General features: G+C 52.3%; 23 protein-coding genes and 3 tRNA genes. 3 read left to right on the forward strand and 23 right to left on the reverse strand.

What is annotated here, in order from left to right; translation table 11 throughout:
- Positions 1 to 33 precede the first annotated feature (33 nt).
- Positions 34 to 119 (reverse strand) — tRNA-Leu (locus L6H98_RS15750).
- A gap of 309 nt (positions 120 to 428) precedes the next feature.
- The gene (locus L6H98_RS15755) at positions 429 to 896 is read right to left on the reverse strand and encodes a general stress protein (protein ID WP_236416565.1); all 468 of its coding nucleotides are present in this window, start codon (positions 894 to 896) and stop codon (positions 429 to 431) included.
- Between the two features lie 208 nt (positions 897 to 1,104).
- Between L6H98_RS15755 and L6H98_RS15760 the strand changes: the two genes are divergently transcribed.
- Complete coding sequence (locus L6H98_RS15760; protein ID WP_236416567.1) at positions 1,105 to 1,341, forward strand: hypothetical protein; 237 nt, start codon at positions 1,105 to 1,107, stop codon at positions 1,339 to 1,341.
- A 114-nt stretch (positions 1,342 to 1,455) separates the two neighbouring features.
- On the opposite strand, the gene L6H98_RS15765 is transcribed toward L6H98_RS15760, so the two are convergent.
- Positions 1,456 to 1,944, reverse strand: coding sequence for a NucA/NucB deoxyribonuclease domain-containing protein (locus tag L6H98_RS15765; protein WP_236416569.1), 489 nt, complete (start codon positions 1,942 to 1,944; stop codon positions 1,456 to 1,458).
- A 769-nt stretch (positions 1,945 to 2,713) separates the two neighbouring features.
- Here L6H98_RS15765 and L6H98_RS15770 point away from each other — a divergent pair.
- On the forward strand, positions 2,714 to 3,196 hold the full coding sequence (locus tag L6H98_RS15770; protein WP_236416571.1) for a hypothetical protein: 483 nt from the start codon (positions 2,714 to 2,716) through the stop codon (positions 3,194 to 3,196).
- Between the two features lie 104 nt (positions 3,197 to 3,300).
- Here the strand turns inward: L6H98_RS15770 and L6H98_RS15775 are convergent, their stop codons facing one another.
- The 20 genes from L6H98_RS15775 to pyrR form a co-directional block, all read right to left on the reverse strand.
- On the reverse strand, positions 3,301 to 3,630 hold the full coding sequence (locus L6H98_RS15775) for a DUF1904 family protein (RefSeq protein ID WP_236416573.1): 330 nt from the start codon (positions 3,628 to 3,630) through the stop codon (positions 3,301 to 3,303).
- A gap of 163 nt (positions 3,631 to 3,793) precedes the next feature.
- Positions 3,794 to 3,904 (reverse strand): YjcZ family sporulation protein, encoded by a 111-nt coding sequence (locus L6H98_RS15780; RefSeq protein WP_236416574.1) that lies wholly within the window; start codon positions 3,902 to 3,904, stop codon positions 3,794 to 3,796.
- A gap of 110 nt (positions 3,905 to 4,014) precedes the next feature.
- Complete coding sequence (locus L6H98_RS15785) at positions 4,015 to 4,215, reverse strand: hypothetical protein (protein WP_236416576.1); 201 nt, start codon at positions 4,213 to 4,215, stop codon at positions 4,015 to 4,017.
- The gene (locus L6H98_RS15790) at positions 4,175 to 4,678 is read right to left on the reverse strand and encodes a hypothetical protein (RefSeq protein WP_236416578.1); all 504 of its coding nucleotides are present in this window, start codon (positions 4,676 to 4,678) and stop codon (positions 4,175 to 4,177) included. The genes L6H98_RS15785 and L6H98_RS15790 overlap by 41 nt, the downstream gene beginning before the upstream one ends.
- Positions 4,679 to 4,860: 182 nt before the next feature.
- Entirely contained in the window at positions 4,861 to 5,037 is a 177-nt protein-coding gene (locus L6H98_RS15795) for a hypothetical protein (protein WP_236416580.1), read from the reverse strand.
- Positions 5,038 to 5,292: 255 nt separating this feature from the next.
- Positions 5,293 to 5,366 (reverse strand) — tRNA-Ile (locus L6H98_RS15800).
- Between the two features lie 57 nt (positions 5,367 to 5,423).
- Positions 5,424 to 5,497 (reverse strand) — tRNA-Met (locus L6H98_RS15805).
- A 69-nt stretch (positions 5,498 to 5,566) separates the two neighbouring features.
- Positions 5,567 to 5,731: a hypothetical protein gene (locus L6H98_RS15810; protein ID WP_236416582.1), complete on the reverse strand. Its 165-nt coding sequence runs from the start codon at positions 5,729 to 5,731 to the stop codon at positions 5,567 to 5,569.
- Between the two features lie 147 nt (positions 5,732 to 5,878).
- Positions 5,879 to 7,327 (reverse strand): extracellular solute-binding protein, encoded by a 1,449-nt coding sequence (locus L6H98_RS15815; protein WP_236416585.1) that lies wholly within the window; start codon positions 7,325 to 7,327, stop codon positions 5,879 to 5,881.
- Between the two features lie 20 nt (positions 7,328 to 7,347).
- A complete protein-coding gene (locus L6H98_RS15820) occupies positions 7,348 to 8,211 on the reverse strand; it encodes an ABC transporter ATP-binding protein (RefSeq protein WP_236416587.1) in 864 nt (287 codons plus the stop codon).
- 1 nt (position 8,212) lies between these two features.
- Entirely contained in the window at positions 8,213 to 11,137 is a 2,925-nt protein-coding gene (locus L6H98_RS15825; RefSeq protein WP_236416589.1) for an ABC transporter permease, read from the reverse strand.
- Entirely contained in the window at positions 11,137 to 12,249 is a 1,113-nt protein-coding gene (locus L6H98_RS15830; protein WP_236416591.1) for an efflux RND transporter periplasmic adaptor subunit, read from the reverse strand. The genes L6H98_RS15825 and L6H98_RS15830 overlap by 1 nt, the downstream gene beginning before the upstream one ends.
- The gene (locus L6H98_RS15835) at positions 12,212 to 13,159 is read right to left on the reverse strand and encodes an ABC transporter ATP-binding protein (RefSeq protein WP_236416592.1); all 948 of its coding nucleotides are present in this window, start codon (positions 13,157 to 13,159) and stop codon (positions 12,212 to 12,214) included. Before L6H98_RS15835 ends, L6H98_RS15830 begins: the two co-directional genes overlap by 38 nt.
- A gap of 262 nt (positions 13,160 to 13,421) precedes the next feature.
- Positions 13,422 to 14,063, reverse strand: a complete 642-nt coding sequence (pyrE, locus tag L6H98_RS15840; RefSeq protein ID WP_236416593.1) for an orotate phosphoribosyltransferase — start codon at positions 14,061 to 14,063, stop codon at positions 13,422 to 13,424.
- Entirely contained in the window at positions 14,060 to 14,800 is a 741-nt protein-coding gene (gene pyrF, locus L6H98_RS15845) for an orotidine-5'-phosphate decarboxylase (protein ID WP_290371452.1), read from the reverse strand. The genes pyrE and pyrF overlap by 4 nt, the downstream gene beginning before the upstream one ends.
- A gap of 107 nt (positions 14,801 to 14,907) precedes the next feature.
- Complete coding sequence (gene carB / locus L6H98_RS15850) at positions 14,908 to 18,126, reverse strand: carbamoyl-phosphate synthase large subunit (RefSeq protein ID WP_236416594.1); 3,219 nt, start codon at positions 18,124 to 18,126, stop codon at positions 14,908 to 14,910.
- 1 nt (position 18,127) lies between these two features.
- Positions 18,128 to 19,270 (reverse strand): glutamine-hydrolyzing carbamoyl-phosphate synthase small subunit, encoded by a 1,143-nt coding sequence (gene carA / locus L6H98_RS15855; RefSeq protein WP_236416595.1) that lies wholly within the window; start codon positions 19,268 to 19,270, stop codon positions 18,128 to 18,130.
- 306 nt (positions 19,271 to 19,576) lie between these two features.
- Positions 19,577 to 20,881: a dihydroorotase gene (locus L6H98_RS15860; RefSeq protein WP_236416596.1), complete on the reverse strand. Its 1,305-nt coding sequence runs from the start codon at positions 20,879 to 20,881 to the stop codon at positions 19,577 to 19,579.
- A 122-nt stretch (positions 20,882 to 21,003) separates the two neighbouring features.
- Complete coding sequence (locus tag L6H98_RS15865) at positions 21,004 to 21,918, reverse strand: aspartate carbamoyltransferase catalytic subunit (protein WP_236416597.1); 915 nt, start codon at positions 21,916 to 21,918, stop codon at positions 21,004 to 21,006.
- Entirely contained in the window at positions 21,915 to 22,478 is a 564-nt protein-coding gene (gene pyrR / locus L6H98_RS15870; protein WP_236416598.1) for a bifunctional pyr operon transcriptional regulator/uracil phosphoribosyltransferase PyrR, read from the reverse strand. The genes L6H98_RS15865 and pyrR overlap by 4 nt, the downstream gene beginning before the upstream one ends.
- Before the next feature lie 736 nt (positions 22,479 to 23,214).
- Between pyrR and L6H98_RS15875 the strand changes: the two genes are divergently transcribed.
- Positions 23,215 to 25,890, forward strand: coding sequence for a YhgE/Pip domain-containing protein (locus L6H98_RS15875; protein WP_236416599.1), 2,676 nt, complete (start codon positions 23,215 to 23,217; stop codon positions 25,888 to 25,890).
- Positions 25,891 to 26,160 lie beyond the last annotated feature (270 nt).

Here is a 26,160-nt window from a genome sequence, read left to right on the forward strand (position 1 = left end):
TTATGTATTAAGGGATTTCCTTTTTTTAATGGATGCCGAGGACCGGGATCGAACCGGTACGGTAGTCACCTACCGCAGGATTTTAAGTCCTGTGCGTCTGCCAATTCCGCCACCCCGGCATATGTATGTCCTTCTTTAATTACTTGAGGCGACAAGAAATATAATATCATGTTATTAATCATTATGCAACATATTTTTTATAATTGTAATGAATAAACGTGAGTGCACAACCATCGCCCCATATTTGTCTCATGACATGGAAACGGGACTGCCGGACAAAGCCGGCAGTCCCTCTGGAAAATCCGAGTTGCGGTCTCGAATTTTCAGATCAACCATCTATATTAAGGGAGGTGTGAGTAAAGAATACATCGCCAACATTAAAAGAACCTAAAATGCGCCTTAAATTAAACTAAAAAGAATACAAGCTTTCAAGCCTGCGGTTTTTCCTCCATACTTAGAATCGGAATAACTTCATCCAACTCGGAGTCATCACACTCCACTACAACGATTAAGCCACCGTCAAGCAAAAAAGTTTCATACATCTGCGCTTTCGTCTCGGATATGCCCGCTTCGGTCAGCATCAGCACCAGATCGTCCGTGCCTTCGCCAATTTGATTGCCTGCCAAACGCCGGACAGCTTGCCCCACCGTCTGAATCTGGTCCTTGCGCTCATCCAACGCGGCCAATACTCCTTTGAGCGCTCCAAACGCACCGTCTGTGCCGCCTCCTTTCAAAGGCTTAGGCAATTCGGTTTGCTCGCTTACCCGTTCCAAATCCAGTTGTTCCTTCGCCACGACGCCAAGACGATCCTTCGCGATCCCGACAAGCTTTAACCTGTTGAGCATCAGTATCGCTTCATTTTCTGTGCTTGCCATGCCAATCAGCAATTGAGTCATATCCATTCCTCCTCGGACCGCTATCTCATTATGAGTTCTTTATGTTCATTTACCCGTTTTGCGCTTCATGTCTTTCATTTTCCGGTGAATTCACGGCATGCATTTCTGGAAATCGATACCTAGTTCTGATAGACTACATAAAGAAGCCCAATTAACCATTGATATTAAAGAATATGTTTTCATATCCCATGTTCAGGAGTAATGTCTTATGAAAAAAGAGGTAGATATTGCCATTCGCCGCAAACAGCAAATCGTGGTTCGCAATACGAGCGGGCAAACCGTTACCGGAACTCCCGAGCGTTCGGCCGACTCATCCATATTGACCCTTAGAACTGTGCAGGGAAACCTGTGGATTCCCTTTGACGAAGTGGAACAGGTTACCCGGATATTGAGCATCCGGTCACACCATCTGAACGGCCTGCAGATGACAGCTGCCGACCTGTAACGATGGACCAGAACACTCCGGCACTTTCGGGACGTTTTTTTCTTCATCCAAAAATTTCAGGAAAAAAGCTGATTCGCAAGGGGCTTGTCTCCTTGAAATCAGCTCTTTTGAATATTATTTGACTACGAATCGAACCCGGGTCCCGTCCGGATATGTACTGAGTTGATTCCCGACCCAAGATCCTGCTCCACGGTTATCCTTTGGCGTAATATATTGGATATCCGCATTCGCGCCGCCTTCGGCGCACATGGCCATCGGCCATTCGTCGCGATCATACCCTTTTTTGACCGGCACGCCCTTAAGCGACAATTCCCGATTGGCTTCGGCTCCGTCCCGATCGATGGTGCAGACATCGGAATGCCCTGCTTTAATGGCGGATTTAATATGCGCTGCAGTCTCGGGGTAGCGTTCGGACGGAAACGTAATCGTGTGATCCACACCCTGAGTGGTGCCCTGATCAAGCCATGCAGGCAAATCCAGCGGGATCTCTCCCTTAAACCAGGCAAAGAACAGCACCACCATCAAAGTAAGAAGCGTCAAACCCTTCTTTTTTAAGCTGCCGAATCCTTTGTTTCTTCGTTTTTTTCTGTGCGTTCTGCTCATGCTGCCTCCTCTCATTCCCTTTGCATTATAACAGAACGTCCGTTCGCCAAACAATCCTTAATATGTATCATTCAAGCGAATTCGTTTATTCCAACCGATTCAAAACCCGGCTCGATGTGGTAACATATCATTACGTTAGACAACACAAACATCTTACTCGTTACCGACAGCACGATCCTGACTATTCTATCGAATACTGACGCCTAGTCATTAAGGGAATCGGATCATGTCCATGAGGAAGGATGAACGGTATGCGAACCCTCTTTTTTATCTTTATGACATTATGCATCATTAATTTCTGTTTCCCTAAAGTGGGCTGGTATTTGCGTTATGGCTGGATCACGCGAGGGGAATCGGAGCCCGAAAGCTCACATATGATTTTTGTCCGAATGACAAGTTTGATCATGCTGATTGTGGCTTTCACCCTTTCCGTCGGTTAAAACATAAAGCGATAAAGCAGCATTCCGTCCAGGAATCGCTGCTTTTTGCCGTTCAATGAGCAAAAAATGATAATTTTATTTGTGGAATGGCGCTACATGGCATCTTATTATAAAATGACGGGCTTGTTGCCGACATCCGGTATCTGAGAAAGGGTCTTATTCTTATGAACATTGCATTTTATCCTTATTGGGCGGCGAAAACTCTACTTTCTTTTGTTCATGTAATATACATTACAGTCATCACCATCATGATTTATGGACTGACAGCCTCCTTGCTCTGGGCTTTTTTGTTTCCCATTATGCAGGTGGCAGCACGGAGTTTCGCCGGCTTGTCTGTTTCATCGCGAATCAAGCACTTTGCTTCTTCACGACTCTTGATCGGTATGCTTGCAACCAAAACATTGCTGCTGTCTGCAATTGCAGCCGGCCTCCCCTACTTGAAGCAGCATCTTCCCCTCCTGTTCGCCGCTGCCTTTCTGTTATCCCTGCTGGAAGGGTGGGAATCCGCATTGCTTCATGCTCTGCCATTATCGGCAGGTCATGCTTTGGAAACCGAAATCGCCAAGGCGAACAGCCTGCTCTCTTTTTCCAGTCATACCGCCACCGTTGTCGGATTGCCTATCACCTTTTTGGCAACGGTACATTGGGGGGCCGCGTCCACATTATGGAGTTCGGCCGCATTATCGTGGACCACGCTTGTCTTTGCGATCGCGTTTGTGCTTTTGATCCAGGAAAAGGAAAACATCTATGCGAAACGTGCATCGAGGGCATCCCGATTCGAAATCAAACAGGAAGACAGACGGCAGTTTTAACGAACTCTTGTCATATCCACCACACCAAAAGACGAGCAGCTTGCGCTGCTCGTCCATACATGCTGAAGCCCTATGTTCGCGCATCCACGGTTGACCGCTTCAGCTTAGTCCAACGGATAGTCCAACAACGGTTTACCCTGTTTGTAATATAGCGAAGGAGATAAAATGTTAAAAAAGATATGCGCATCAGGCACTCCGGCCTCAGCCAGGATCCCATGTATGCTGGATGCCATACGGTTGTGAACATCCTGATGCCGCTGAAACATCAAAATTTCGACGGACGCCGGCGAAGGCGTAAGTGCTTGTACATCATACCGTTCCGCCTTTACTCTCTCTTCCGGAATATTGAATACAAAAGCCATCTGCTCGGTAATTCGGGGTACGACTTCCTCCAATTGATTACCTGTAAATCCTCTAAAGCGAATAAACGGCATGCAAATCCCTTCAATCTCTGATATAGTCTCTTATGTGATTTTAAGCACATTCTTTTCGGTTGTCAAATGACCCGCATGCCGCTCATTCCCCATGTTTCGCGCCAAGCTCCGCCGTCAAGCGGCGGAGCCCAGCCGAATCACAAGGATTTCAGGGGTATCCAGCTTATACCCAGAAGGATTTTGTGATGATTACGAGAAGGATGAACAACACCAGAATTGCACTTGTGGAAGTCCATACTCCGCCATTTCCACAACCGTATCCAACTTGACTCATTTGATTGGCCTCCTTTGAATTTCAAGGTATGCCATAAGATATGCGAATTCAATTGGAATGACCGGGCCATATCCCAATCTACAGCGCCCAAAATCAAGGAGTTTGTCTCGCTACTCCACGGCGACATCTGCTTTCTTGCCGGTTCCCGTCCGGATCCGACCTCTTCCTCCATCGCTGTTTAGAATGACCGTGCGAGTACGCGTATCGTTTCGAGCGGCCAACAGCACCGTCCCATCCGGAGCAATGCAATACGCGATCGGGATGGACACTTCAGAATCGCGATAGAAGCCGTCTCCATGGCTTGACCCCATAACGAGGGCATCCGTTCTTCACCGCAATGCCGCGAGCGGCTTCCAGCCATTCTTCATACTGCTCTTCACTGAACATGCCCACCCCGATGGAATGCATCAGGATGTCCACCTTCCCTATTTCTTCATTCTCAAACCCCTGAAGTACCAGCTCATCGCATAGCAATGTACTGATCCTCCATCCTTGCTCCTCTACGGCCTCAGCTGGCGTATATTTCGCCTTTTCCAACACGATCTTGCCTTTTGGGTCAATGACGATGGAACGATCCTTCGGACGTTCATTCAGCCTGCGATGTCCGGACACGATCATGGTTCCGTACCTTGCCGCCAGCTCACGTGCTTGGTCCACGTTCTGGTTCAAATACCCCTCCGGAAACAGCAAAATATCCGCATCGTTGTCCATGAGCTCCTTTTCCAACTGCAGAAGCCCATCCTCAAGCTTCGGTTGACCGATGACAATTTTCAAGCCCAACTCCCCCATTCTTCGTCATTAAAAAGCCGGTTCATACCCCATAAAGAGGTACGAACCGGCTTAAAGGCAAGCACGCGCCGATTGGGTCACGTACTGCAACTCCTTCAAGAGCAATGGTCCGCAAGCCGAGAAAATGCCTCAATCCCATTGCCTTTACAGTTCAGGTTGATATGTAATTATGCTTTTCTATGCTCAATTCTATCATATATCTCTTGTCCGTCATAGCTCCGATCTGTTGTGACGTCCCGCATAAACCGGATGCCTTCCGGGCTTCCGAGCTCAGCCGTTCCTCCGGCCAATGCTCCCATAATCATGGCGAAAGGATAAATCATAATCGCTAACATTTTTTTCACGATGCCCCTGCCTCTTTCCTATTTGGATTTTTATTCTATATATATACGACATAAGTTTCATATCGGTTTCACATTCCATGCAATTGCTTAGGATGATAATAATATGCTAGATTCGAGAAAGCTATGGACAATCACGGAATACGAAAAATAAGGCTATCGCGTGAGGGAACGTTCGGTATAATGACGAAAAGCAGATCCAGGAAGATATGTTAGTAGACAGAAAAAAACCCTTGCTGCGCAAGGGCTTTGAGGAAATGGGTCCTACAGGACTCGAACCTGTGACCAATCGGTTATGAGCCGACCGCTCTAACCAACTGAGCTAAGGACCCTCACCAAAAAAGTATAACGTTCACATGATGGCTGTTTAAACATCGAGTGAAACTTGATTGCGGGGGCAGGATTTGAACCTGCGGCCTTCGGGTTATGAGCCCGACGAGCTACCGGGCTGCTCCACCCCGCGTCAGTAAAAAATCAAAATAGCGACTTAATTAATATACACCATTTATATCCTATACGTCAAGGGGTAATGTCAGGGAATAAATCGAACACCATATCTCCCTTTTTTGGAACGGAAAATCTCGATCTCTGACGGGTCGCTATATCCATATAACCAACCATCATGTTCAAGCCGCTTGGCCAAACAGCCTGCTTGAAATTTGGTGGCGTAAAGCTTGCTAAAATATATCCAATGCATAGGTCACCCTCCTTTCCAATCCATTGCTCAATATGTAGAATACCCCGCTTGCTCCAATTTTATATCCTGCATGCTTAAAGTCAAAAAAAGCTGCCGGAGACCAAATCTCCGGCAGCTTCAAGATGAAGCAAATTAAAACATGACTTCTTATGGGTTAAATGTCGCTTTTGGGTCCTTTTTCAACTTTGCCAGCATTTCGTTACCCTTAGCAGCCCATTCGGCAAGTGCTTCCTTCGGTGTTTTTTTGTTATCCAGCACTTGGTTGAAGTACTCCATGCCTTTATCGCTAACTTGCCACAGATTCGGCATCTTCTGGTACATTTTGTCCAGATTCGTATTGGTCGGCGGAATCGGTTTTAACGTATAGAAGGCCTGAATGTTGTAATCCATGCCGTCCTTCGGCTTGATGAAACTCTTGCGGGAAACCATCTCATAGGCGCTGCGCGCTTTGATTTTTGCCCAATCCTCGCTGTTCATGTATTTGATCAGTTCCCAGGCATCATCCGGATTTTGCGCCGAACTGTTGATCGCCATCAAATTGCTGAGATAGATGTTGCCGCCGATTCCTGGCGCTTCGGGATGCACGGGCGGTGTGACGACCTCCCAATCCACTTTCGTGAACCCTTCCATTTTATCGGCGTTTTTGTTGGCATCGATCAACTGGTTGATGTAACTATAATCGCCTAAAGCCATGGCCGTTTTGCTGCTGAGGAACAGATCGCCCTGCAGCGGATTGTATCTTTCGCCACTGCTTTGGTCCATCTGCTCATCCCCTTTCGGGGTAACCTTGTCAATGGCGAGCTTGCTGATCTTGCTCCATACTTTTTCCCACTGAGGCGAATCGACCGTCATTTTCTCCGCCTTATCGTCGAAAATTTTCAGTTGAAGCGCGCTATAGTACTGTTGCATCGAATAGTAGGGCGATCCTCCTTGCCATGTGCTGAACGCAAATCCAAACACATGGTCCTTGCCTTCGCCGCTGGTAACGCGAGTCGCCAGGTTAAAGATGTCGTCCCAAGTCATGTTATCCGTCGGCGGCTCTACGCCTGCCTTCTGGAAGATCGCCTTATTGTAGAAGAGGGCGGACGAGGAAAACGTTGGCGTCAACGCATAGATGCTCTGATCTCCGATGTCTTTGATGCCCTCCAGCACGCTCGGTACGATATCGCTCGTGTCGAACTTATCCTCTTGCATAAGCGGATCAAGTTGTTTCAGCATGTTCTCCTGGATCAACGACCTGATCGTTGACGTATCGGCCACAACCACGTCCACCGGATTGTCTCCGGTCATGATTTTTTTGATGCTCTCCATCGTATCCGGAACTTCCTGCTGCTCATCCGTGTTGCCGTAACCGTACATGCTGCCCTGCTCAACGGCTGGTACAACCTCAATCGTAATATTCGGATGTGTCAGCTCAAAGGCATCCGTAAACTGCTGGCGAAAATAGCTATCGTCTGTATTGCCCCACAAGGTGGCCACACGCAATACGCGCTGCTCGTTGTCCTTCGATTCGCTTGCCGTGCAACCTGCAAGCAGCGGCAATGCCAGACTGGCTGTAGCCAATATGCCCAGCACACGTTTTCCCCACATTTTCATTCCCCAATTCCCCCTCATGATTATCTTGGCGGCGTAATCACGATACGCTCGCCGTCAAATTCCAACGTCGCCCGGTTGTCGATCGATAACGCCTCGAGGTATTCCTTCGGTACCTGAAGCCGCCCGGCCCGGTCAATAATGACAAAAGCTTCATGAATGCTCGGCGTTCCCGAACCAGGCAAGTTATGCTCGTCATCCAGATTTTCGTTGCGTTTCACAAATTCGGTACTCGTTAATCCGTCACGAATGGCAACGATCCGGTCGACCTTGCCCGCAAGCGTCAGGTCATGCGTTACGATCACGATGGTGACGCCTAATTCCTTGTTCATTTTGCGAAAAATATTCATAATCGTATCCGATGTCTCGGAATCGACTGAACCGGTCGGCTCGTCGGCGAGCAGCAGCTTCGGCCGATTGGACAATGAAATCGCAATCGCAACCCGCTGCTGCTCCCCACCCGACAATTGATGGAGCTTGTTATGCATCCGATCCTTGAGCCCGACCCATTCCAGCAGCTGTTTGGCGTATGCGCGATCCCGCTTTCCACCTAGAATCATCGGCGTTTCCACGTTTTCCAGGGCCGTGAGATACGGCAGCAGATTGCGGCCGTTGTTCTGCCAAATAAATCCGACGGTATGCCTTTTGTATTCCACGAGCTGCGCATCCGTCATTTTCAGCAAATCCCAGTCGCCGACGATGGCCGTACCGGCTGTCGGCCGGTCAAGGCCGCCGAGAATGTTGAGCAGCGTCGATTTTCCGCTTCCGCTATTTCCGATGATCGCCATCATCTCTCCCGGGTTCACCGTCAAATTCAGACCTTGAAGGGCAACGACTTCCACGTCGCTGGATTTAAAAATTTTAACAAGTCCTTCACACTGGATCACGTTACCTCTCCTCTCCCATTTTGACCGCCTGATGTACGCGCAGCCTGCGAATCTGCCAGAGCAGCATGCTTGCTCCAATAATCAGCATGACTACCGTCACGCCATACAGCTGGAGCATGTCGCTCTCTTCAAACACGATGCGGAAAGGCGGAACCTGCGCAGATACGTTGTCGGTCGTTTGCAGGAAAGGCAGGAACAATCGGCTCGCCACTTGACCGATGCCGATGCCCAGAGCGATGGACAGCCCTGCGGTGAAAACCTGCTCCAGGAGCAGCATGCCGCTCAACTGGGCCCGCGATAGCCCCATTGCCCGCAGGACGCCGAACTGCACGACGCGTCCCGACAGGTTAAAGAACCAATACAGGATGTATCCGATCAGGGATATGATGACGGATACGAGAAAACCGAGACTGAGAATGCCGAAAACGCCGCCGCGGGACGGATGTTTGCCCTGGGTTACGAGTTCGGTGCGCACGTCGCGCACAGAAGACAATTCGATGCCTTCCGCTGCAAGCTTCTCCATCAACGGGCCTACCTTGGCATCAGGTTCCATTTTCAGCCAAACTTCATATGGAATCAGCGGTACCTGATCATAGATGTAATCCAGATTCGCAATGAAGAACGGCATCTGATCCGGGTATTGGGCAGGCCAGTAAGGGATGATGCCAAAAATAACGAATTCGATGGCCTGCCCCTGAACGCCGATCGATACCAGGTCCCCGGTTTTGAGCTTGTATTTGTCCGCAAACTTGGAGGATACAAGAACCGCGCCTTCATACTTCCCGAGCAAATCGAGATACTTGTACGGATGCGCCGGGAAGAGATCGTTGCGGAACCAGGCTACCTTGGCAAAATCGACGTTGTCGATGCCGACCAGCATGCCCTGGCCTCCCGATTTGCCAGAAACGATCACATTGCCCTTCGTTTGCAGCACCCTGGCGGCGCCCTCAACGCCATCCAGCCTGCGGAACACTTCAAATGGCGGTTCGGAGTATATCACTTTGGTCGGCTGTTGAGCGCCACCCCCACCGCCTCCTCCGCCTTGGCCTCCTCCTGCACCATTGCCGCCGGAAGCGCCGCCTCCGTTCTGCCCTCCGCTGCCTCCGCCTTGTTGTCCTCCGCCGGCGCCTCCATTTGGACCGGAGCCGGAAGGGTTCACTTCAGGCGTTCCTTCCCATACGGTTTGCATGATCACGTCCGTACCATAGCGGTACAGCGTCCGTTCGGTAGAGTTCAGGTCAATGGTCCGGGCAGCAGCCGAGTTGTACACGCCGAGGCCCAGCGTCAGCACAAGCAGGATCATCAGCGGATAATACGATGCCGACGAACGCGAGAGCTGAGTCAGGGTCAGATACAACGGTACCGGGAGCAGCTTGCGGCCGATCAGCTGAATCAGCTTGAGAATCCACGGGAACAACCGCAGAAAGAACAGCCCCAGGGCAAATATCGCCAGTGCGGGCACAAAGAACAGAAACGGCTGCACCTGCAGCTGGTCTGTCGTCATGCCTGTTTGAAACGTAAGCATCTGCCGTTCATAGAACAAATAATAACCGTATCCCGCCAGCCCAAGCAGGGCAATGTCCAGGAACCATCGCTGCCACACCGGCGCACGATCCGTGCGTGCCTGACGGCGTTTGGCCGACACGATCGTTGCTCTGGCATAGGTGATTGCCGGGATCAATGAAGCAATGATCGCAACCAGCACGGCTGCCAAGCCCAGCAAAATCGCTTCCTTGGACACGCCGATCGGGATGGATTTCCGGTCCACGAAAGACAGGAATCCGCTGGCAGACCCGATGCTTTTGGCCATGAAATATCCCAACATGGGACCGATCACAAGCGCGATCACGCCAAGGAACATGCCTTCAAGCAGGTACAGCGAGAAGATTTGCCGTGCAGAAGCCCCCCGGCTTCGCAGCACGGCAATGTCGCTTTCCTGCTTCTGCAGCGACTGCCTGGCGTTCATCGCGATAAAATAGAACACCATGGCGATCATCGGTGCCGCAAGCGTAAACAGCATCGTCTGCAGCTGCAGGCTTTGGCTGCGGAACTGCTTGAGCAGATCGCCGAAGGTAATGTCAACCTTGGTGTCCTTCAAGCGTTGGTACAGCTCGATATCCAGCCGTTCCAGCATGGACGTCAAACCGGGCAGCTGGCTGGTCTGGATTTCCTTCAGGTCGAATGCATAATACCAGCGCGAATTTTGAAGCGGGATGCCTTGTTCCTTCAACAACACTTCATTGAATGCGGCTTCGTCCACGTACAGCCCGTTCATCATGCTGTCGAAACCCTGAACCCAGTAAGGGCTGGTTTCGTCATCCGGTTTGAAGGAGCCCGTAATTTTTACGCGCAGCGTAATATCGAGCCCGCTATATATCGGGTACTCGAGTATGTCTCCCACGTGAAGGTCGTTCCGGTACATGCCCTCTTCAAGCATCGCCGCTTCGATGAGGCCATCCTTGACCTGATTGCCCGGCTTCATGCCGGCAGAATAATTCACCTGTTGGTCCAGCCCGCTCATCGTGCCGATTGTCATGCTGCGCGAGCGGCTGGCATCCACTTTCGTCGGATCCTCGGGACTCACTTCCGTACCGCGAATGGAACGAATGTTCACGTACGTGTTGAACGGAAATCCGACATCACGAGGCACATCCTCGCGTATGTAGCGATCCACTTCCTCAAGCCCAAGGGTGTCCGTCTTGGTTCCCCCTGGCGCCTGATAACTCATCAGCAAGGAACCAGCAGGCAATCCTTCGCTGTTATCCTGCAGCGTTTGGGCTACGACCCGCTTCAGCGCCCCGTCGGCATACATCGGAATGCTGACGGTGAACGCAACCGCCACGATCAAACCAACGAGCGTGCTGAACGTCATCCAGCGGGTATTCCACATTTTGCGGAACAACAGTCGTAACAATGGCAGCCCCATTAGCGTCCCACTACTTTCTGTCCTACGGTGAGCCCTTTGACGATCTGTACGTCCGTGGAGGTCTGCTGCCCGACTTCAACATCCACCTCGCGTTTGCTGCCGTCACTTTCCACAACCTGCACGTAGGTTCGTGAACCGATGGACCGCAGGGCAGATATCGGGATGACGATGGCGTTCTCGGTCCGCTCTGTCACAATCGATACGGTCAGCGGCGTTCCGCGTTCAACCCCTTTGGGCATTTTGGCGAGCGAAACGATGACGTACTTGTCGAGCGTTTCCTTGGCCGGCGGCGTTCCGCCCTCGCCCGAGCCGGAGTTGTTGTTTCCGGAGTCGGCGCTTTGGGCTACCGGCATCACTTTGATCTTGCCGTTCACCTTGCCCGCGCCATTGATGTCCACCGTGGACTTCATGCCTACCGAAATCTTCTCCAGGTCTTCCTTCGCAAACGTCGCGGCCACGACGAGATTGGACGTATCCGCAATCGTGGCAATCGGATCATACGCCTTCACGGCCGCCCCTTTTTCCACCTGAACCGCAATGACCGTGCCTGCAAACGGTGCGGTCAGCGTCGCTTTGCCGATCTGTTCTTCCAGGTCGGCCAGCTCCTGCCGAAGTTCCTCGAACGCAATGGTGGCCTCCTCAAACTCGACCGGGTCCATCTCGTCCTTCTTGCGCAGCGTTTCCTTCATCTGCACTTCCGCTTTGCGGATCTGCAGCTTCTTCGAGCGAATTTCCTTCTCCACGCTCGCAACGTCAAGTTCGGCAAGCAATTGCCCTTTCTTCACCTTATCTCCGGGCTTGACGTTCAATTCCTTGACATGCATGCCATCCAACGTAAAATATACCTTTTCTTCGCGCTGGCTCATCATTTTGCCGCTGCCGCTCACCGACCGTTCCAGCGTTTCCGTCCGGACCTCATATTCCGGCTTTTTGGAAATCGTCGGCGGCGTGATCGGAGGAAGCACCTCCTCCTCGCTTTCGGCCGGCAGCAAAGAGCAGCCGGACATGGATACAGCGACAATTGCCCCTAGCAGGATCAGCGCTGTTCGTTTCCCCTTTTTCGGAGCGGCAGCCTTACTTGAGAAATCTGCCATCCGCCATTTCGTAAACATGGTCCGCAACCTCCAAAATTGTAGGATCGTGTGTTGTCATGCAGATGGTTACCTGCTCTACTTCTATAATGTTGCGAAATACGGCCATGACCTGTGCTCCCATCTTCGAATCCAGCTCGGCCGTAGGTTCATCCGCAAGCAGCAGCCTGGGCCTGTGCGCAATCGCCTTTGCGATCGCCACCCGCTGCTGCTCGCCTCCCGACATTTCGAAAGGACGATGCTTTGCCCTTTTGGTCAAACCAACCAAATCCAAGCAATGGCCTACCCGGTCCTTCCATTCGGAACGAGGCACTTCGGCCATGCGCAGCGATAACTCCACGTTTTCCCAAGCCGACAGCAAGGGCATCAGCGCGTAAGCCTGAAAAATAAAACCGATTTCCCTGCGCCGCAATGCGGTCCTTCTCCGGTCCCCCCAGTCCTGCAGCGGCTGTCCGGAAAACAAAATCTCCCCGCTCGATGGCTGATCCAGTCCGCCCAGCATGTTCAGCAGCGTAGTTTTGCCGGAACCCGAACGTCCCTTCAGCATGACGAGCTGCTGAGGTCTGACTTCCATGTCAATGCCTTTAAGCACGTGAATGATGCGGCTTCCCGTCTGGAAGCTGCGATGCACGTTGCGAACCTCAAGCACCGGGCCGTCATAGGGAGGCAGCAGCGCTTTCTTGGCAGGCTTGGTTTTTTTCGGTTCAGAGACAGCGGCAGCCGCAGCAGCTTCAGCTTCAGCGGAAGTTATGTCCTCTCCATTGAATTCGGAACGATCCGTCGGTTTCTGTAAATCCGTTATGTATGCCTGGCCTCCCGACTCGGCCTGATCATGCTGCTCTTCCCCCTTCAGTGCACTCTTTTCGCCTGATTGGCTTTTGGCTGGTTTGATCTTGGAAAATAATTTCTTCATGCCAGCAATCACGCTCATCCTCTCTGTCCCTGTTTCAGTAAGAACCTGAACTAGAAATCTATTCCATACTACACTGCATTATAAACGACTGCTATCGGCTAAAAGTTACAAGCTTTTTACAACGTTTCGCCGAAAAAGTTAATATTTTGATGCGAAAACGAAAAAAGCATCCCCTTAAAGGAGATGCCTGGTGAATTTAGCGCAAAAACGGCTGCAGCGCTGCAACTATTACAATTTTGAAACCGTTGCGCGGGAAAAACGTTCCCGAACTTACGTTTCATTATTTTCCAAATGAAGTAGGATCTTCACGCCATGCCTTGAGCAGCTCGAAGTCGCTCTCCTGAATGGTGCCCTGAGCCAAAGCCACGTCCATCAGCGCCGTGTAGTTGGACAGGGTCTGAAGCGGAACGCCCGCTTCTTCGAACGCCTTGATGCCCTTATCCAGCTGATAGCTGAAAATGGCGAGCACGGCCAGCGGTTCCGCCCCTGCTTCCTTCACAGCCTGGGCGGCTTTCAGAGAGCTTCCGCCCGTGGAGATCAGGTCTTCAATGACAACGACCTTCTGCCCTTCGGAGATCAATCCTTCGATCAGGTTTTCCTTGCCGTGCCCTTTCGCTTTGTCGCGAATGTAAGCCATCGGCAGATTCAGCTTCTGCGCGACCCATGCCGCATGCGGAATGCCTGCGGTTGCCGTTCCGGCGATCACTTCGGCGTCCGGATACTGTTCGCGGATGATCGCCGCAAAACCTTCCGCGATATCGTCGCGAATCTCCGGATAAGACATGGTCAAGCGGTTATCGCAATAGATCGGCGATTTGATGCCGGATGTCCAAGTAAACGGCTGCTGCGGACGCAGTGCCACGGCTTTGATTTTCAACAGCTGTGCTGCAATATGGTTCGGGATTTCGGATAGTGCGATCATGCGTTCAACATCTCCTTCAAAATGGTTTCTGCCGCTTCGCGCGGGTCGGCAGCACCCGTAATCGGCCTGCCCACAACGATGTAATGGCTGCCTCGCCCGATGGCCTCGCCCGGAGTAAGCACACGCGTCTGGTCTCCCAGGCTGCTTCCCGCGGGGCGAATGCCAGGGGTAACGGTATGGAAATCGGGTCCGCAGGCCGCCCGAATGGCCGGCACCTCGAGCGGCGATGCCACCACGCCGTCAAGCCCTGCTTCGCTGGCCAGTCCGGCATAACGAACCACGGTGCCTTCCACGGTACCCGGAATGCCGATCTCATCATTCATGACGGTCTGGCTCGTGCTCGTCAGCTGGGTCACGGCAATGATTTCCGGTCTGCGCAGGGCAGGGTCCGCAGCCAGCGCGGCTTCCGCACCTTCACGCGCTGCGCGCATCATGCTTGCGCCTCCGGCAGCATGAACGTTGAACATGTCTACGCCCAGGCGCGTGATGCTTTCCGCACCTCCGCGAACGGTATTCGGAATATCGTGCATTTTGACGTCCAGAAATACTTTGTACCCTTTTGCCTTCAGTTCCCGGATGAATTCCGGTCCTGCCGCATAGAACAGCTGCATGCCTACCTTCAAATAACACGGAATGCCTTCCAGTGCCTTGATCAAACCCTTCGCTTGTTCCGCCTCGGGATAATCCAGTGCCACCATCAGGCGGCCGGCCATCGTTTCGTAATTCGGATGTTTCATTGGTCCCGCTCCTTCCGCATCGTTGATTTTATCGATTTTTGCCCGATATAAAGGACATCCCGCCAGCCCGCAGGCTGGCTGATGTCCTTCATCAGCAGGTTCTTCAATTAATCGGCGAAAACCGGCATGGCTTCGGAGGAGAAGTTGATCGTTTCCAGCATTCTCAGCAGGGCACGAATCGTATCCAGCGATGTCATACATACGATGCCATTCTCTACCGCTTCGCGGCGGATGCGGAATCCGTCGCGCTCAGGCGTTTTGCCTTTGGTCAGCGTGTTGAACACAAAGTTCGCTTCGCCGCTGCGGATCATGTCGAGAATGTTCGGCGATCCTTCGCTCAATTTTTTGACGGTCGTTACCGGAATATTCGCCGCTTCAAGCGCAGCGGCAGTCCCTCCGGTAGCAATGATTTTGTAGCCGAGGCGGTAGAAGCCGCTCATCAGGGACACCGCTTCGTCCTTGTCTTTGTCCGACACCGTTACAACGATGGCACCGGTCGCCGGGATTTTCATGCCCGCTCCGATCAGTCCTTTGAACAGTGCTTTGGCATATTGCGGATCGCGTCCCATGACTTCGCCCGTCGATTTCATTTCCGGTCCGAGTGTCGGCTCCACGCGGCGCAGTTTCGCAAAGGAGAAGACCGGAACTTTAACCGATACGTGGTTTGACTCAGGCCACAGTCCGTCCTGGTAACCGAGGTCCTTCAATTTCACGCCCAGGATGGCTTGCGTTGCCAGGTTCGCCATCGGAATGTTCGTTACTTTGCTCAAGAAAGGCACGGTACGGGAGGAACGCGGGTTTACCTCGATCACGTATACTTGGCCATCATGGATGACAAACTGAATATTGACCAGACCGACCGTTTTCAGTTCTTTGGCGATTTTGATCGTGATGTCCACGATGCTGGCTTTCAGCTCGTCGGACAGATGCTGCGGAGGATATACCGCAATGGAGTCGCCGGAGTGAACGCCTGCGCGCTCGATATGCTCCATGATTCCCGGTACAAGCACCGTTTCTCCGTCGCAAATGGCGTCCACCTCAACCTCTTTGCCCAGCATGTAACGGTCGATCAGCACCGGATGCTCCGGATTGATTTTCACCGCTTGCTCCATGTAAGTCAGCAGTTCCGTATCGGAGTATACGATCTCCATCGCGCGGCCGCCCAGTACATAAGATGGACGCACCAATACCGGATATCCGAGGCCTTTGGCAGCTTCAACGGCTTCACCCACCGAAGTAACCGTCGTTCCTTTAGGCTGAGCAATGTCCAGACGGGACAAGAGACGCTCGAATTTTTTGCGGTCTTCCGCTTCGTCGATGCTTTCCAGATCGGTTCCAAGGATGGTCACGCCTGCTGCACGCAGCGGTGCCGCCAGGTTGATCGCCGTTTGGCCGCCGAACTGCACGATAACGCCCACCGGCTGCTCCTGCTCGATCACGTTCATGACGTCTTCGAAGAACAGCGGTTCGAAGTAGAGACGATCGGATGTATTGAAATCCGTCGATACGGTCTCTGGATTGTTATTGATGATGACTGCCTCGTAACCTGCTTTTTGCAGCGCCCATACGGCGTGTACCGTCGAGTAATCGAATTCGATGCCTTGACCGATCCGGATTGGACCGGAACCGAGCACCACCACTTTTTTCTTGTCCGAAGGCAGCACTTCATTTTCGGTCTCGTACGTGGAGTAGTAGTATGGCGTCGTCGCTTCGAATTCGGCTGCGCAAGTATCTACCATTTTGTAGACCGGACGCAGGTTTTCTTCCAGGCGGCGCGTTCTCACTTCGGATTCAACCGTCAGGGAGCCTCCCGGTTGTCCTTGTGCGCGCAGCTCGGCGATGGCGCGGTCCGTGAAGCCCAGACGTTTCGCTTGATACAATGTTTCCGAAGTCAACTCGGCTTCTTCCCGGATGCGGTCCTCGAATTTTACAAGCCCTTCGAGCTTGTCGAGGAACCACCAGTCGATTTTGGTCAGATCTTGCAGCTCCTGCAGGCTGTATCCTCTGCGGAATGCTTCGGCAATGAGGAACATGCGCTCATCGTCGGCTTTGACCAAACGCGTTTTCAACGTTTCGTCGTCCAACGTCTCTGCATCCTTCAAGTAAATGCGGTGCACCCCGATTTCCAGGGAACGGATCGCTTTGTGCATCGACTCTTCAAAAGTCCGGCCGATGGCCATAACTTCACCGGTCGCTTTCATTTGGGTCCCCAGTTTGCGGTTCGCCGAAGTGAATTTATCGAACGGCCAGCGCGGAATTTTGCTGACGATATAGTCCAGCGTCGGCTCGAAGCATGCATAGGTTTGGCCCGTTACCGGGTTAACGATTTCGTCCAGCGTGTATCCAAGGGCGATTTTGGCTGCCATTTTGGCGATTGGATAGCCGGTTGCTTTGGAAGCCAGGGCCGAAGAACGGCTTACCCGCGGGTTAACCTCGATGACATAGTATTGGAAGCTATGCGGATCAAGGGCAAACTGTACGTTACATCCGCCTTCGATGTTCAAGGCACGGATGATTTTCAGGGAAGCGGAACGCAGCATTTGATATTCGCGGTCCGACAACGTTTGGCTTGGCGCCACGACGATGCTGTCGCCCGTATGCACGCCTACCGGGTCGAAGTTTTCCATGTTGCAGACCACGATGCAGTTATCGTTGCGGTCGCGCATAACTTCATACTCGACTTCTTTCATGCCGGCGATGCTTTTCTCGACCAGACACTGTCCAATCGGACTGTAGCGCAGACCTGCCGCCACCGTTTCGCGCAATTCTTCTTCCGTGGCGCATATGCCGCCGCCCGTTCCGCCCAGCGTGTATGCCGGACGCACGATGATCGGATATCCGATTTCGTTGGCAAAGTCGAGCGACTCCTGCAATGTCGTAACGATGGTGCTTTCCGGCACGGGCTGCTCCAGTTCGCGCATCAGATCGCGGAACAGGTCGCGGTCTTCCGCTTTTTCGATGGAAGTCAGCTGCGTGCCGAGCAATTTCACGTTTTCGCGTTCCAGCACGCCTGCGCGCGCCAGCTCAACCGCCATGTTCAGGCCGGTTTGACCGCCCAGCGTTGGCAGCAATCCGTCGGGACGCTCTTGGCGAATGATTTGCGTAACGAAGTCCAACGTGATTGGCTCGATGTATACTTTATCCGCCATGTTGGTATCCGTCATGATCGTTGCCGGGTTGCTGTTGATGAGTACAACTTCCACGCCTTCTTCTTTCAGCGCCTGGCAGGCCTGCGTGCCGGCATAGTCGAACTCGGCGGCTTGCCCGATGACGATTGGACCGGATCCGATCACCAGAATTTTTTTGAGGTCCTTGTTAAGTGGCATGTTATTGTGCTCCTTTCACTGCGGCTGCCAAAACAGCTTGACGCGGTTTCTGCGGATGGTTGATTTTGTGTTCGCGGATCATTTCAATGAAACGGTCGAACAGATAGCTGTTATCGTAAGGTCCTGGCGCTGCCTCCGGATGGTATTGAACCGAGAACGCCGGGAATGTTTTATGTTTCAGGCCTTCAATCGTTTTGTCATTGTTGTTGATATGTGTCACTTCAAGCTCGGTATTCTTGACGGACTCTTCATTCACGGTATAACCATGGTTCTGGGAGGTGATGAAGCAGCGTCCGCTTTCCAGCTCTTTGACCGGATGGTTTCCGCCGCGGTGGCCGAATTTCAGTTTCTCGGTATCCGCCCCGGCTGCCAGTGCGAAGAGTTGGTGACCCAGGCAGATGCCGAAGATCGGATATTCGCCAAGCAGTTCGCTAATCATTTTCACGGCGTGAGGCACGTCTTTCGGGTCCCCAGGGCCGTTGGAAAGCTGGATGCCGTCCGGATTCAAACGGCGAATCTCGTCTGCAGTCACGTCATGCGGTACAACGACCACATCGCAGTTGCGCTTGCTCAGCTCGCGCAGAATGCCCGTTTTGGCGCCGTAGTCTACCAGCACGATCCGTTCTGCCGTGCCCGGGCTGCTGTAAACATGTTTGGTAGAGGTCATGGGAACTTGGTTACGCAGTTCGGCGATGCTTGTGTCTTTCATCATTTCCAGCAACTCTTCCACAGGCTTCGATCCTGTTGTGAGAATTCCTTTCATCGTGCCTTGGTGGCGAATCCGGCGAGTCAACATGCGTGTATCGATGTCGCTGATGCCTACGATTCCGTACTCTTTCAACAGATCGTCCAGGCTGTATTCCGCACGCCAGTTGCTAGGCACCGGCTCATGACGGCGCACGACAAAACCGTGCACGAACGGGCGAATCGACTCGAAGTCATCGCGCGTAATGCCGTAGTTTCCGATCAGCGGATATGTCATCGTTACAATTTGACCGCAATACGAAGGATCCGACAGCACCTCTTGGTAGCCTGTAATTCCCGTATTAAAAACGACTTCACCCGTTGTTTCCCCTTCAGCTCCGAACGCTCTTCCGGTGAACAGTGTGCCGTCTTCCAACAATAATCTTGCCTGTGCCTGCATCCCATTTCACTCCTCTTTAGTTATACCGCCGAAATGCATTTCCGTTGAACCAGGTGTTTTGTTTGGTGCGGCTCCGCGGCCAGAAAACCTTCCGATTGCTGTTATCCCCGGATTCCTCTGAATTATTGCTGAATGTTGGAATCCGGTGATAAAGGCAAACGCTTCGCTTCTTCAGGTCTTTTCTGTCCGCTCCGTGCATCCGTCTGAGCACCTGTTTCAAAGCCATGCTTTCGGCTTTTTGTCTCTTATCTATTCGAATCTCGGCTTACATCAGCCTCGATTTGATTTGAGTTACTCAACCGCTTGTTATTGCTGGATTTCGCTGCTCCACACGCTTTTTCCGTCTACCCATGTTTGTACCGGCCAGCCTTTCAGCTTCCAACCCGTAAACGGCGTGTTTCTTCCCTTTGTGGCAAACGTCGCGGGATCTACCGCTTGTTCTTCGCTCAGGTCGATCATCGCGATATCCGCCGGAGCTCCCTCTTCCAGTTTGCCCGTATCCAAGCGGAACACCCGTGCCGGATCGGCCGTCATGCGTTTCACCAGGAAATCGAGGGTCCACAGTCCCGTCTCCACAAACTTGGTGTACAGCAGCGGGAATGCCGTCTCGAATCCAACGATGCCGAACGGTGCAAGCTGCATGCCTTTCGCTTTCTCGTCCTCGCTGTGCGGCGCATGATCCGTGACGATCATGTCGATCGTGCCGTCCAGCAGCCCTTCGATGCATGCTTGCACGTCGCGCGGCGAGCGCAGCGGCGGATTCATTTTCCAGTTCGCGTCCATGCCCGGGATATCTTCGTCCGACAGCACCAGATGGTGCGGGCATACTTCCGCAGTCACGTTAATGCCGATTGACTTCGCCAGGCGAATCAGCCTTACCGATTGCTCTGTGCTGACATGGCAGACATGGTAGTGTACTCCGGTTGCCTCAGCGAGCAAAATATCGCGGCCGACGTGAATGGCTTCCGACTCGTTCGGAATGCCTTTGATGCCGTGGCGTTTCGAGAATTCGCCTTCCGTAACGTATCCGCCCACGACCAGCGAGTCGTCTTCGCAGTGAGCGATGACAGGCATATCCATGCTTGCCGCAAGCGTCATGGCGTCCTTCATCATCTGGGCATTCTGCACGCCTACGCCATCATCGGTAAATCCGATGGCTCCGGCTTCCTTCAGGGCAGCAAAATCGGTAAGCTCGCGGCCGAGCTCGTTTTTGGTGATCGCAGCGTAGGGCAGCACCTTCACCAATCCGGCTTCCTTCGCTTTATCCAACACCAGCTTCACCGTGTCCGGATTATCGGTAACCGGTTTGGTGTTCGGCATACAAGCAATCGTGGTATATCCGCCTTTTGCCGCCGAGCGCGCTCCCGTTTCGATCGTCTCTTTATGTTCGAATCCAGGTTCGCGCAGATGGACGTGCATGTCGATCAGGCCGGGAATGACCAGTTTGCCCGCAGCGTCGGTTACTGCATCTGCTTCGCGTTCCGCCTGCATGATCGCCGCATCTTCAACATCAGCGATCTTCGCGATTTTTCCTTCTTTAATAATGATGCTTTTCCGTTCCAATTCCCCTTGTTGATTCAACATGCTCGCGTTTTTTATAACTTGCATCATGATATTCCTCCGCTTCGATTCTGCCTCGCTTTTCGGCAAGCGAGGCGAATATTTTATCGTGTACCCTCTCGTTGCTCTCTAAGAACGTCCGTCATCGCCTCCCGGCAATTCCCCTGCCGATGTTACAGCTTCATTGCGCGTTCCATGACCGCCATGCGGATCGGTACGCCATTGGCCATCTGCGGGAAAATCCGCGATGCCTCGCTCTCCACCACCGCATCGTCGATTTCGACGTTCCGGTTTACAGGAGCAGGGTGCATAATGATCGTGCCCGGCTTCAGGCGGGCAGCCCGTTCTTCCGTCAATCCGTAGTGTTCGCGATAATCCTCAGCCGAGGTAATCAGACCATGTTGGTGGCGTTCCAGCTGCACTCGCAGCATCATGACGACATCCGCATCCAGCGCTTCCTCCAGACTTACGTATGGAGCGTGCTCGGCCAGTTCCGGTGCCTGCATCGTTTGCGGAGCGCAGAAGCGCACGTCCGCACCGAATTTTTGCAAAGCCCACAGGTTTGAGCGGGCGACCCGGCTGTGAAGGATATCTCCGATAATCGATACGCGCAAACCTTTCAACTCGCCGAACGTTTTGCGCATCGTGTACAGATCCAGCAGCGCCTGCGTCGGATGTTCGTTGTTTCCGTCTCCGGCATTAACCAGCGGCACATTTACCTTTTGAGCCAGCTGCTGCAGTACGCCAGCCGGTTTCAACCGAATCACGCCTGCGTCGATGCCCATCGATTCCAGCGTTCGTACCGTATCGTAGATCGATTCACCCTTCTCCACGCTGGATGCCGCTGCGGTGAAGTTCATCACCTGGGCGCCCAAGCGTTTCTCGGCCATTTCGAACGAGAAGCGGGTACGCGTGCTGTTCTCGAAAAACATGTTGGCTACGAATCGGGATTCCAGTACGGGCACCAGTTTGTTCGTCTGCGACTCCCAGTGCGCCGCCCGGTTCAGAATCGACTCGATCTCGCTCCGGTCAAGATCCTTCAGTCCAAGCAAACTCCGGTCCTTCAATGCTGGCTGCGTAATCGTCATGCTTGCTCCCCCCGGTTCTGAATGATTTTGACCTCGTCCTGCCCATCCGTTTCCTTCAACGCAACTTCGATCTCCTCCGATTTGGACGTCGGCACGTTTTTGCCGATGAAATCAGGGCGGATCGGAAGCTCCCGGTGCCCGCGGTCAGCGAGTACGGCCAGCTGGATGTTCTGCGGCCTTCCGCAATCCATCAGGGCGTCCATCGCTGCGCGAATGGTGCGGCCGGTATACAGCACATCGTCGAACAAAATGACCTTTTTGTCTTGGATGGACAGAGACTCCGGAATCATTTTCAAGACCTCCTTGCGCTGCGCTCTATTCTCATCCGAGCGGTCATCGCGGTAAGGGGTCACATCCAGTTCTCCCCAGGGGACCTTCGTTCCCTCAATCTCCTCAATCTTGGCAGCAATGCGTTCAGCGAGGTAAACCCCGCGAGTCCGAATGCCTACAACTACACAACCTTCGATTCCTTTGTTTTTTTCCAAAATCTCATGGGCAATCCGTGTCAAAGCGCGGCGGATCGCCGTTTCATCCATAATGACATGCGTTTCTGTGCTCATGCGTTCAGCCTCCTCAGGATTTCCCTTCAGATCATGGCCCCGTGACGAGGAGAACAAAAAAGACTCCTTGCCGTGTCGTTGGCAAGGAGTCTCCGAACTTCAGCGCGCGCTGAAGAAAGTTTACTCTCGGGATGCACCGTCCTATTTTGCCGCAGCAAAAAGACGATGTATCGTTCACGTTACCTTGCCAGTCTCACGGGACTGATTTAAAGGTGCTATTCATGTCGTTCATACAGTAAAGCGCCTCACAGTGCACTTTCGTACCGTATGTCCGTCGATCTTCATGAATTATGACAGAAAGGAAACCTCCTGTCAACACCTCACCATCGCAGGCGAAAAGATTCTGCTGCGTTCCCCTTATCATCAGCAATCTGGCTGAATAACATCCGTGCACAGCACATCTCATATCATTAATAATTATACAATAATCCTGCATATTTATCCATAGGAAATGTGGAAAGACTTTCAGGCAAAATAATCCGTTTCCTTTTCTTATTCCTCCCCATCGCGGGCAAAAAAAGAAAAACGGGCAGGATATAGTCGGGTAAGCTGCACGACTCCTTTACTTCTCATGAATGGAATCCGATATAAGAGGGTATGTAAAACATGTAAGTACGCCATGTGCATCATTCCCTTTCAACGCTTCCCGGGTACAATGATGGATGGTAAAATCATTCTTCCATCCATTACAGGAACTGCTTCATGTTTGCTGCATACTTACGTTCAGGAGGGCATTATGCGAAATATTTGGCACATTTACAAAACAGACTGGCTCCACATCCTCAAGGTGCCCACCGGCATCTTTCTGATTGTGGCCATCATATTGCTTCCCGGCGTGTACGATTGGGTTAATGTCAAATCCGTCTGGGACCCCTACAGCAATACCCAAGGGATCAAAATCGCCGTTACCTCCGAAGATCAGGGTGCGTCCGTCGCAGGCCAAACGCTCAATATCGGAGACGAGCTCATTTCGAGCCTGAAGCAAAACAAAAAACTCGGGTGGGTGTTTGTTGACGAGGAGAAGGCTTCTCACGGCGTACAGACCGGAGAATATTACGCCAGTCTGCTGATTCCCCAAGACTTTTCCGCCAAAATAACCAGCATTGTCGACGGAAAGCTTGAACGCCCGGAGGTCATATATACGGTGAATGAAAAGATCAACGCCATCGCGCCCAAAATTACAGGTTCAGGCGTGTCGGCAATCACGACTCAAATCAATGAAAATTTCACCGAAGCCGTCAGCGAGGCCGTTCTCACCAAGCTGAAAGAAGCCGGAGTGCAGATCAATGAACAGTTGCCAACGCTGCGAAAAATGGAGAATGGCATTTTTACGCTGGAGAACAACCTCCCGCAAATCGAAAATGCGGGTCAGAAAATTCTCGAAGTGGATCAAGCGATGCCCGAGATCGTGCAGAAGGCGCAGAAAATCGTCGAGCTCCAGCAAAAGCTGCCGGAAATCAACGAGGCTGCGCAATATGTAGTAAAGGTTCAGCAGCATTGGCCTCAAATTCAATCCGCCGCCTCGGAAATTCTGGCCATCCAGGAACGAATTCCCGAGCTTCAAAAAGCCGCTGGCTTCGTGCATGATGTGGACCAGCATTTCGATAAGGTGGGGAGCATCATTCAGACTGCGTTGGAGCAATCGGACAAGGCGCTGAATATCGTAACGACAGCGGAGCAAAATTTGGACAACGTTGCCCAAATTGCAGAAAACGGAAAGGCATTAACGGAAGGAGTCAACCAATTCATCGCTTCAAGCGAAAAAGCAATGAACAGCATTGCCCCGGCCATCAGACAAAACCTGCTGCTGGTGCAGCAGATTAGCGATGCGGCAGGAGATGTGTTCGAGCGCTTGCAAAGCACGGACCTGAGCAAGCTGCCCACGGCCGATGAATTGGATCATCTCGCATCAAGATTGGGGATCGCGCTTAGAATGACGGACAATACGTCCGCACTGCTCAGCAAAATCAATGATTTTCTGCCCTCTCACCCGTTGAGTAACCAGATTTCCAAACTGAACGCGGTATCGGACAAGCTGCAGCTGCAGATTCGTCTGGCCGGAATCGTGAGTGACGCATTGCGGCGCAACGCTACCCCGCCTGCCGACGTCGTCGCCCAATTGCACGAATTATCGAGGGATGTCGGAAACGGCATCGGCGAAGCGTTGAAGGCTTATGACAATGTAATCGCGCCGGCACTGGCCGCCGGATCGGATCATTTGAGAACGATGTTATCTTCATCCGCGGCTGCCCTTCAAACCGCGCAGGACGCCTTACCAGATGTTGCGGGCATACTTGCAACAGCCAAAGAAGGCATTACGCTTGGCCAGAGTGAATTGAGAAAACTGCAGCAGAATTTGCCGGAAATTCAAGCCAAGGTCCATGAGATCTCACAAACCTTGCGGAGCAAGAGCAATGCATTCATTCGCGCCTTGAATGCGGTGGCCCCGATCATCCGGAATGACTTGCCCAAAGTCAAAGCCAAATTGGATGAAGCTGCCCGCTTTGTGCAAAACGATCTGCCCGAGGCGGAGAAACAAATCGGCAGAGCAGCAGACTTTGTGAAAAATCAGCTGCCCGAAGTACAGACAGGCGTGAAACGCGCAGCCGAACTGGTACGCACCGATCTGCCGGCATTGGAGCATGCCATCAGGCAGGCCGCCGACAAGCTCAGGGAAGTGGAACGGGACAACCATTTTGCGGAGCTGGCCAAATTGCTGCGGGGTGACATTGAAGCAGAGAGCGCCTTTCTTGCGAGCCCGGTACACATCAAGGAAAACCAGTTATACCCGATTCCCAACTACGGTTCGGCCATGTCCCCTTTTTACGGCGTATTGTCGTTATGGGTCGGATCTACATTGCTTATTTCACTGCTGCGGGCGGAAGCCGAAAATCCGGATGGAAAGTTCAGGGGATATCAGCTCTACCTGGGACGTCTGGCGACATTCCTGACGGTAGGTTTGCTTCAAGCCGTTTGCGTCACGCTGGGCGACATCTGGCTGCTCGGCACCTATGTGGCCGATAAATGGTGGTTTGTGCTGTTTGCCATGCTGGTGAGTGCCGTTTTCGTCACGATCACGTATACCTTGTTGTCCGTCTTTGGCAATATCGGGAAAGGCATTGCGATCATTTTCATGGTATTCCAGTTTTCCAGTTCGGGCGGCACGTTCCCGATCAGCATGACCTCTCCGTTCTTTCAGGCCCTCAATCCTTTCATGCCGTTCACGTATGCCATCAGTTTGCTGCGCGAGGCTGTTGGCGGCATTTTGTGGGAGACCGCGTGGAAGGATATTCTGTGGTTATGCATATTCATCGCGATTAGCCTCGTTATCGCTCTGGCGTTGAAGCGGCCGCTAAGCAGCCTGACCCGACGATCTGCGGAGAATGCCAAAAAAACGAAAATCATCGCTTGAGATGCTCAAGCAGAACCACAACAAAGACCATAAATCCTTCATGGATTCATGGTCTTTTTTTAATCTATATAAACCGCACTAATCATTCACACTAGAGCACTGCGAGTGCAGTACCATCTTCCGATCGCTGTTATCCCCAGATTTTTTTGGATCCCCCTTTCTAAGGGGAAAATCCGGTGATAAATGCGAACGCTTTGCTTCTCCAGATTAGTTCTGCCTCTCCGTTAACGTGTGTTTGTTTTTTGCGGTTTATATAACTTCATTCATTTT

This window comes from Paenibacillus sp. JJ-223 (genome assembly GCF_927798175.1).
Taxonomy (GTDB): Bacteria; Bacillota; Bacilli; order Paenibacillales; family Paenibacillaceae; genus Paenibacillus; species Paenibacillus hubeiensis.

Bases quoted from the DNA above. Each gene is read 5' to 3' on its own strand.
- L6H98_RS15765 (WP_236416569.1), bottom strand. From the start codon at position 1,944: ATGAGCAGAACGCACAGAAAAAAACGAAGAAACAAAGGATTCGGCAGC.
- L6H98_RS15860 (WP_236416596.1), bottom strand. From the start codon at position 20,881: ATGATGCAAGTTATAAAAAACGCGAGCATGTTGAATCAACAAGGGGAA.
- pyrF (WP_290371452.1), bottom strand. From the start codon at position 14,800: ATGAAACATCCGAATTACGAAACGATGGCCGGCCGCCTGATGGTGGCA.
- L6H98_RS15760 (WP_236416567.1), top strand. From the start codon at position 1,105: ATGAAAAAAGAGGTAGATATTGCCATTCGCCGCAAACAGCAAATCGTG.
- carA (WP_236416595.1), bottom strand. From the start codon at position 19,270: ATGCAGGCACAGGCAAGATTATTGTTGGAAGACGGCACACTGTTCACC.
- L6H98_RS15775 (WP_236416573.1), bottom strand. From the start codon at position 3,630: ATGCCGTTTATTCGCTTTAGAGGATTTACAGGTAATCAATTGGAGGAA.
- L6H98_RS15815 (WP_236416585.1), bottom strand. From the start codon at position 7,327: ATGAAAATGTGGGGAAAACGTGTGCTGGGCATATTGGCTACAGCCAGT.
- L6H98_RS15780 (WP_236416574.1), bottom strand. From the start codon at position 3,904: ATGAGTCAAGTTGGATACGGTTGTGGAAATGGCGGAGTATGGACTTCC.
- L6H98_RS15825 (WP_236416589.1), bottom strand. From the start codon at position 11,137: ATGGGGCTGCCATTGTTACGACTGTTGTTCCGCAAAATGTGGAATACC.
- L6H98_RS15875 (WP_236416599.1), top strand. From the start codon at position 23,215: ATGCGAAATATTTGGCACATTTACAAAACAGACTGGCTCCACATCCTC.
- L6H98_RS15785 (WP_236416576.1), bottom strand. From the start codon at position 4,215: ATGGGGTCAAGCCATGGAGACGGCTTCTATCGCGATTCTGAAGTGTCC.
- L6H98_RS15865 (WP_236416597.1), bottom strand. From the start codon at position 21,918: ATGACGATTACGCAGCCAGCATTGAAGGACCGGAGTTTGCTTGGACTG.
- carB (WP_236416594.1), bottom strand. From the start codon at position 18,126: ATGCCACTTAACAAGGACCTCAAAAAAATTCTGGTGATCGGATCCGGT.
- L6H98_RS15835 (WP_236416592.1), bottom strand. From the start codon at position 13,159: ATGAGCGTGATTGCTGGCATGAAGAAATTATTTTCCAAGATCAAACCA.
- pyrR (WP_236416598.1), bottom strand. From the start codon at position 22,478: ATGAGCACAGAAACGCATGTCATTATGGATGAAACGGCGATCCGCCGC.
- L6H98_RS15755 (WP_236416565.1), bottom strand. From the start codon at position 896: ATGACTCAATTGCTGATTGGCATGGCAAGCACAGAAAATGAAGCGATA.
- pyrE (WP_236416593.1), bottom strand. From the start codon at position 14,063: ATGATCGCACTATCCGAAATCCCGAACCATATTGCAGCACAGCTGTTG.
- L6H98_RS15810 (WP_236416582.1), bottom strand. From the start codon at position 5,731: ATGCATTGGATATATTTTAGCAAGCTTTACGCCACCAAATTTCAAGCA.
- L6H98_RS15830 (WP_236416591.1), bottom strand. From the start codon at position 12,249: ATGTTTACGAAATGGCGGATGGCAGATTTCTCAAGTAAGGCTGCCGCT.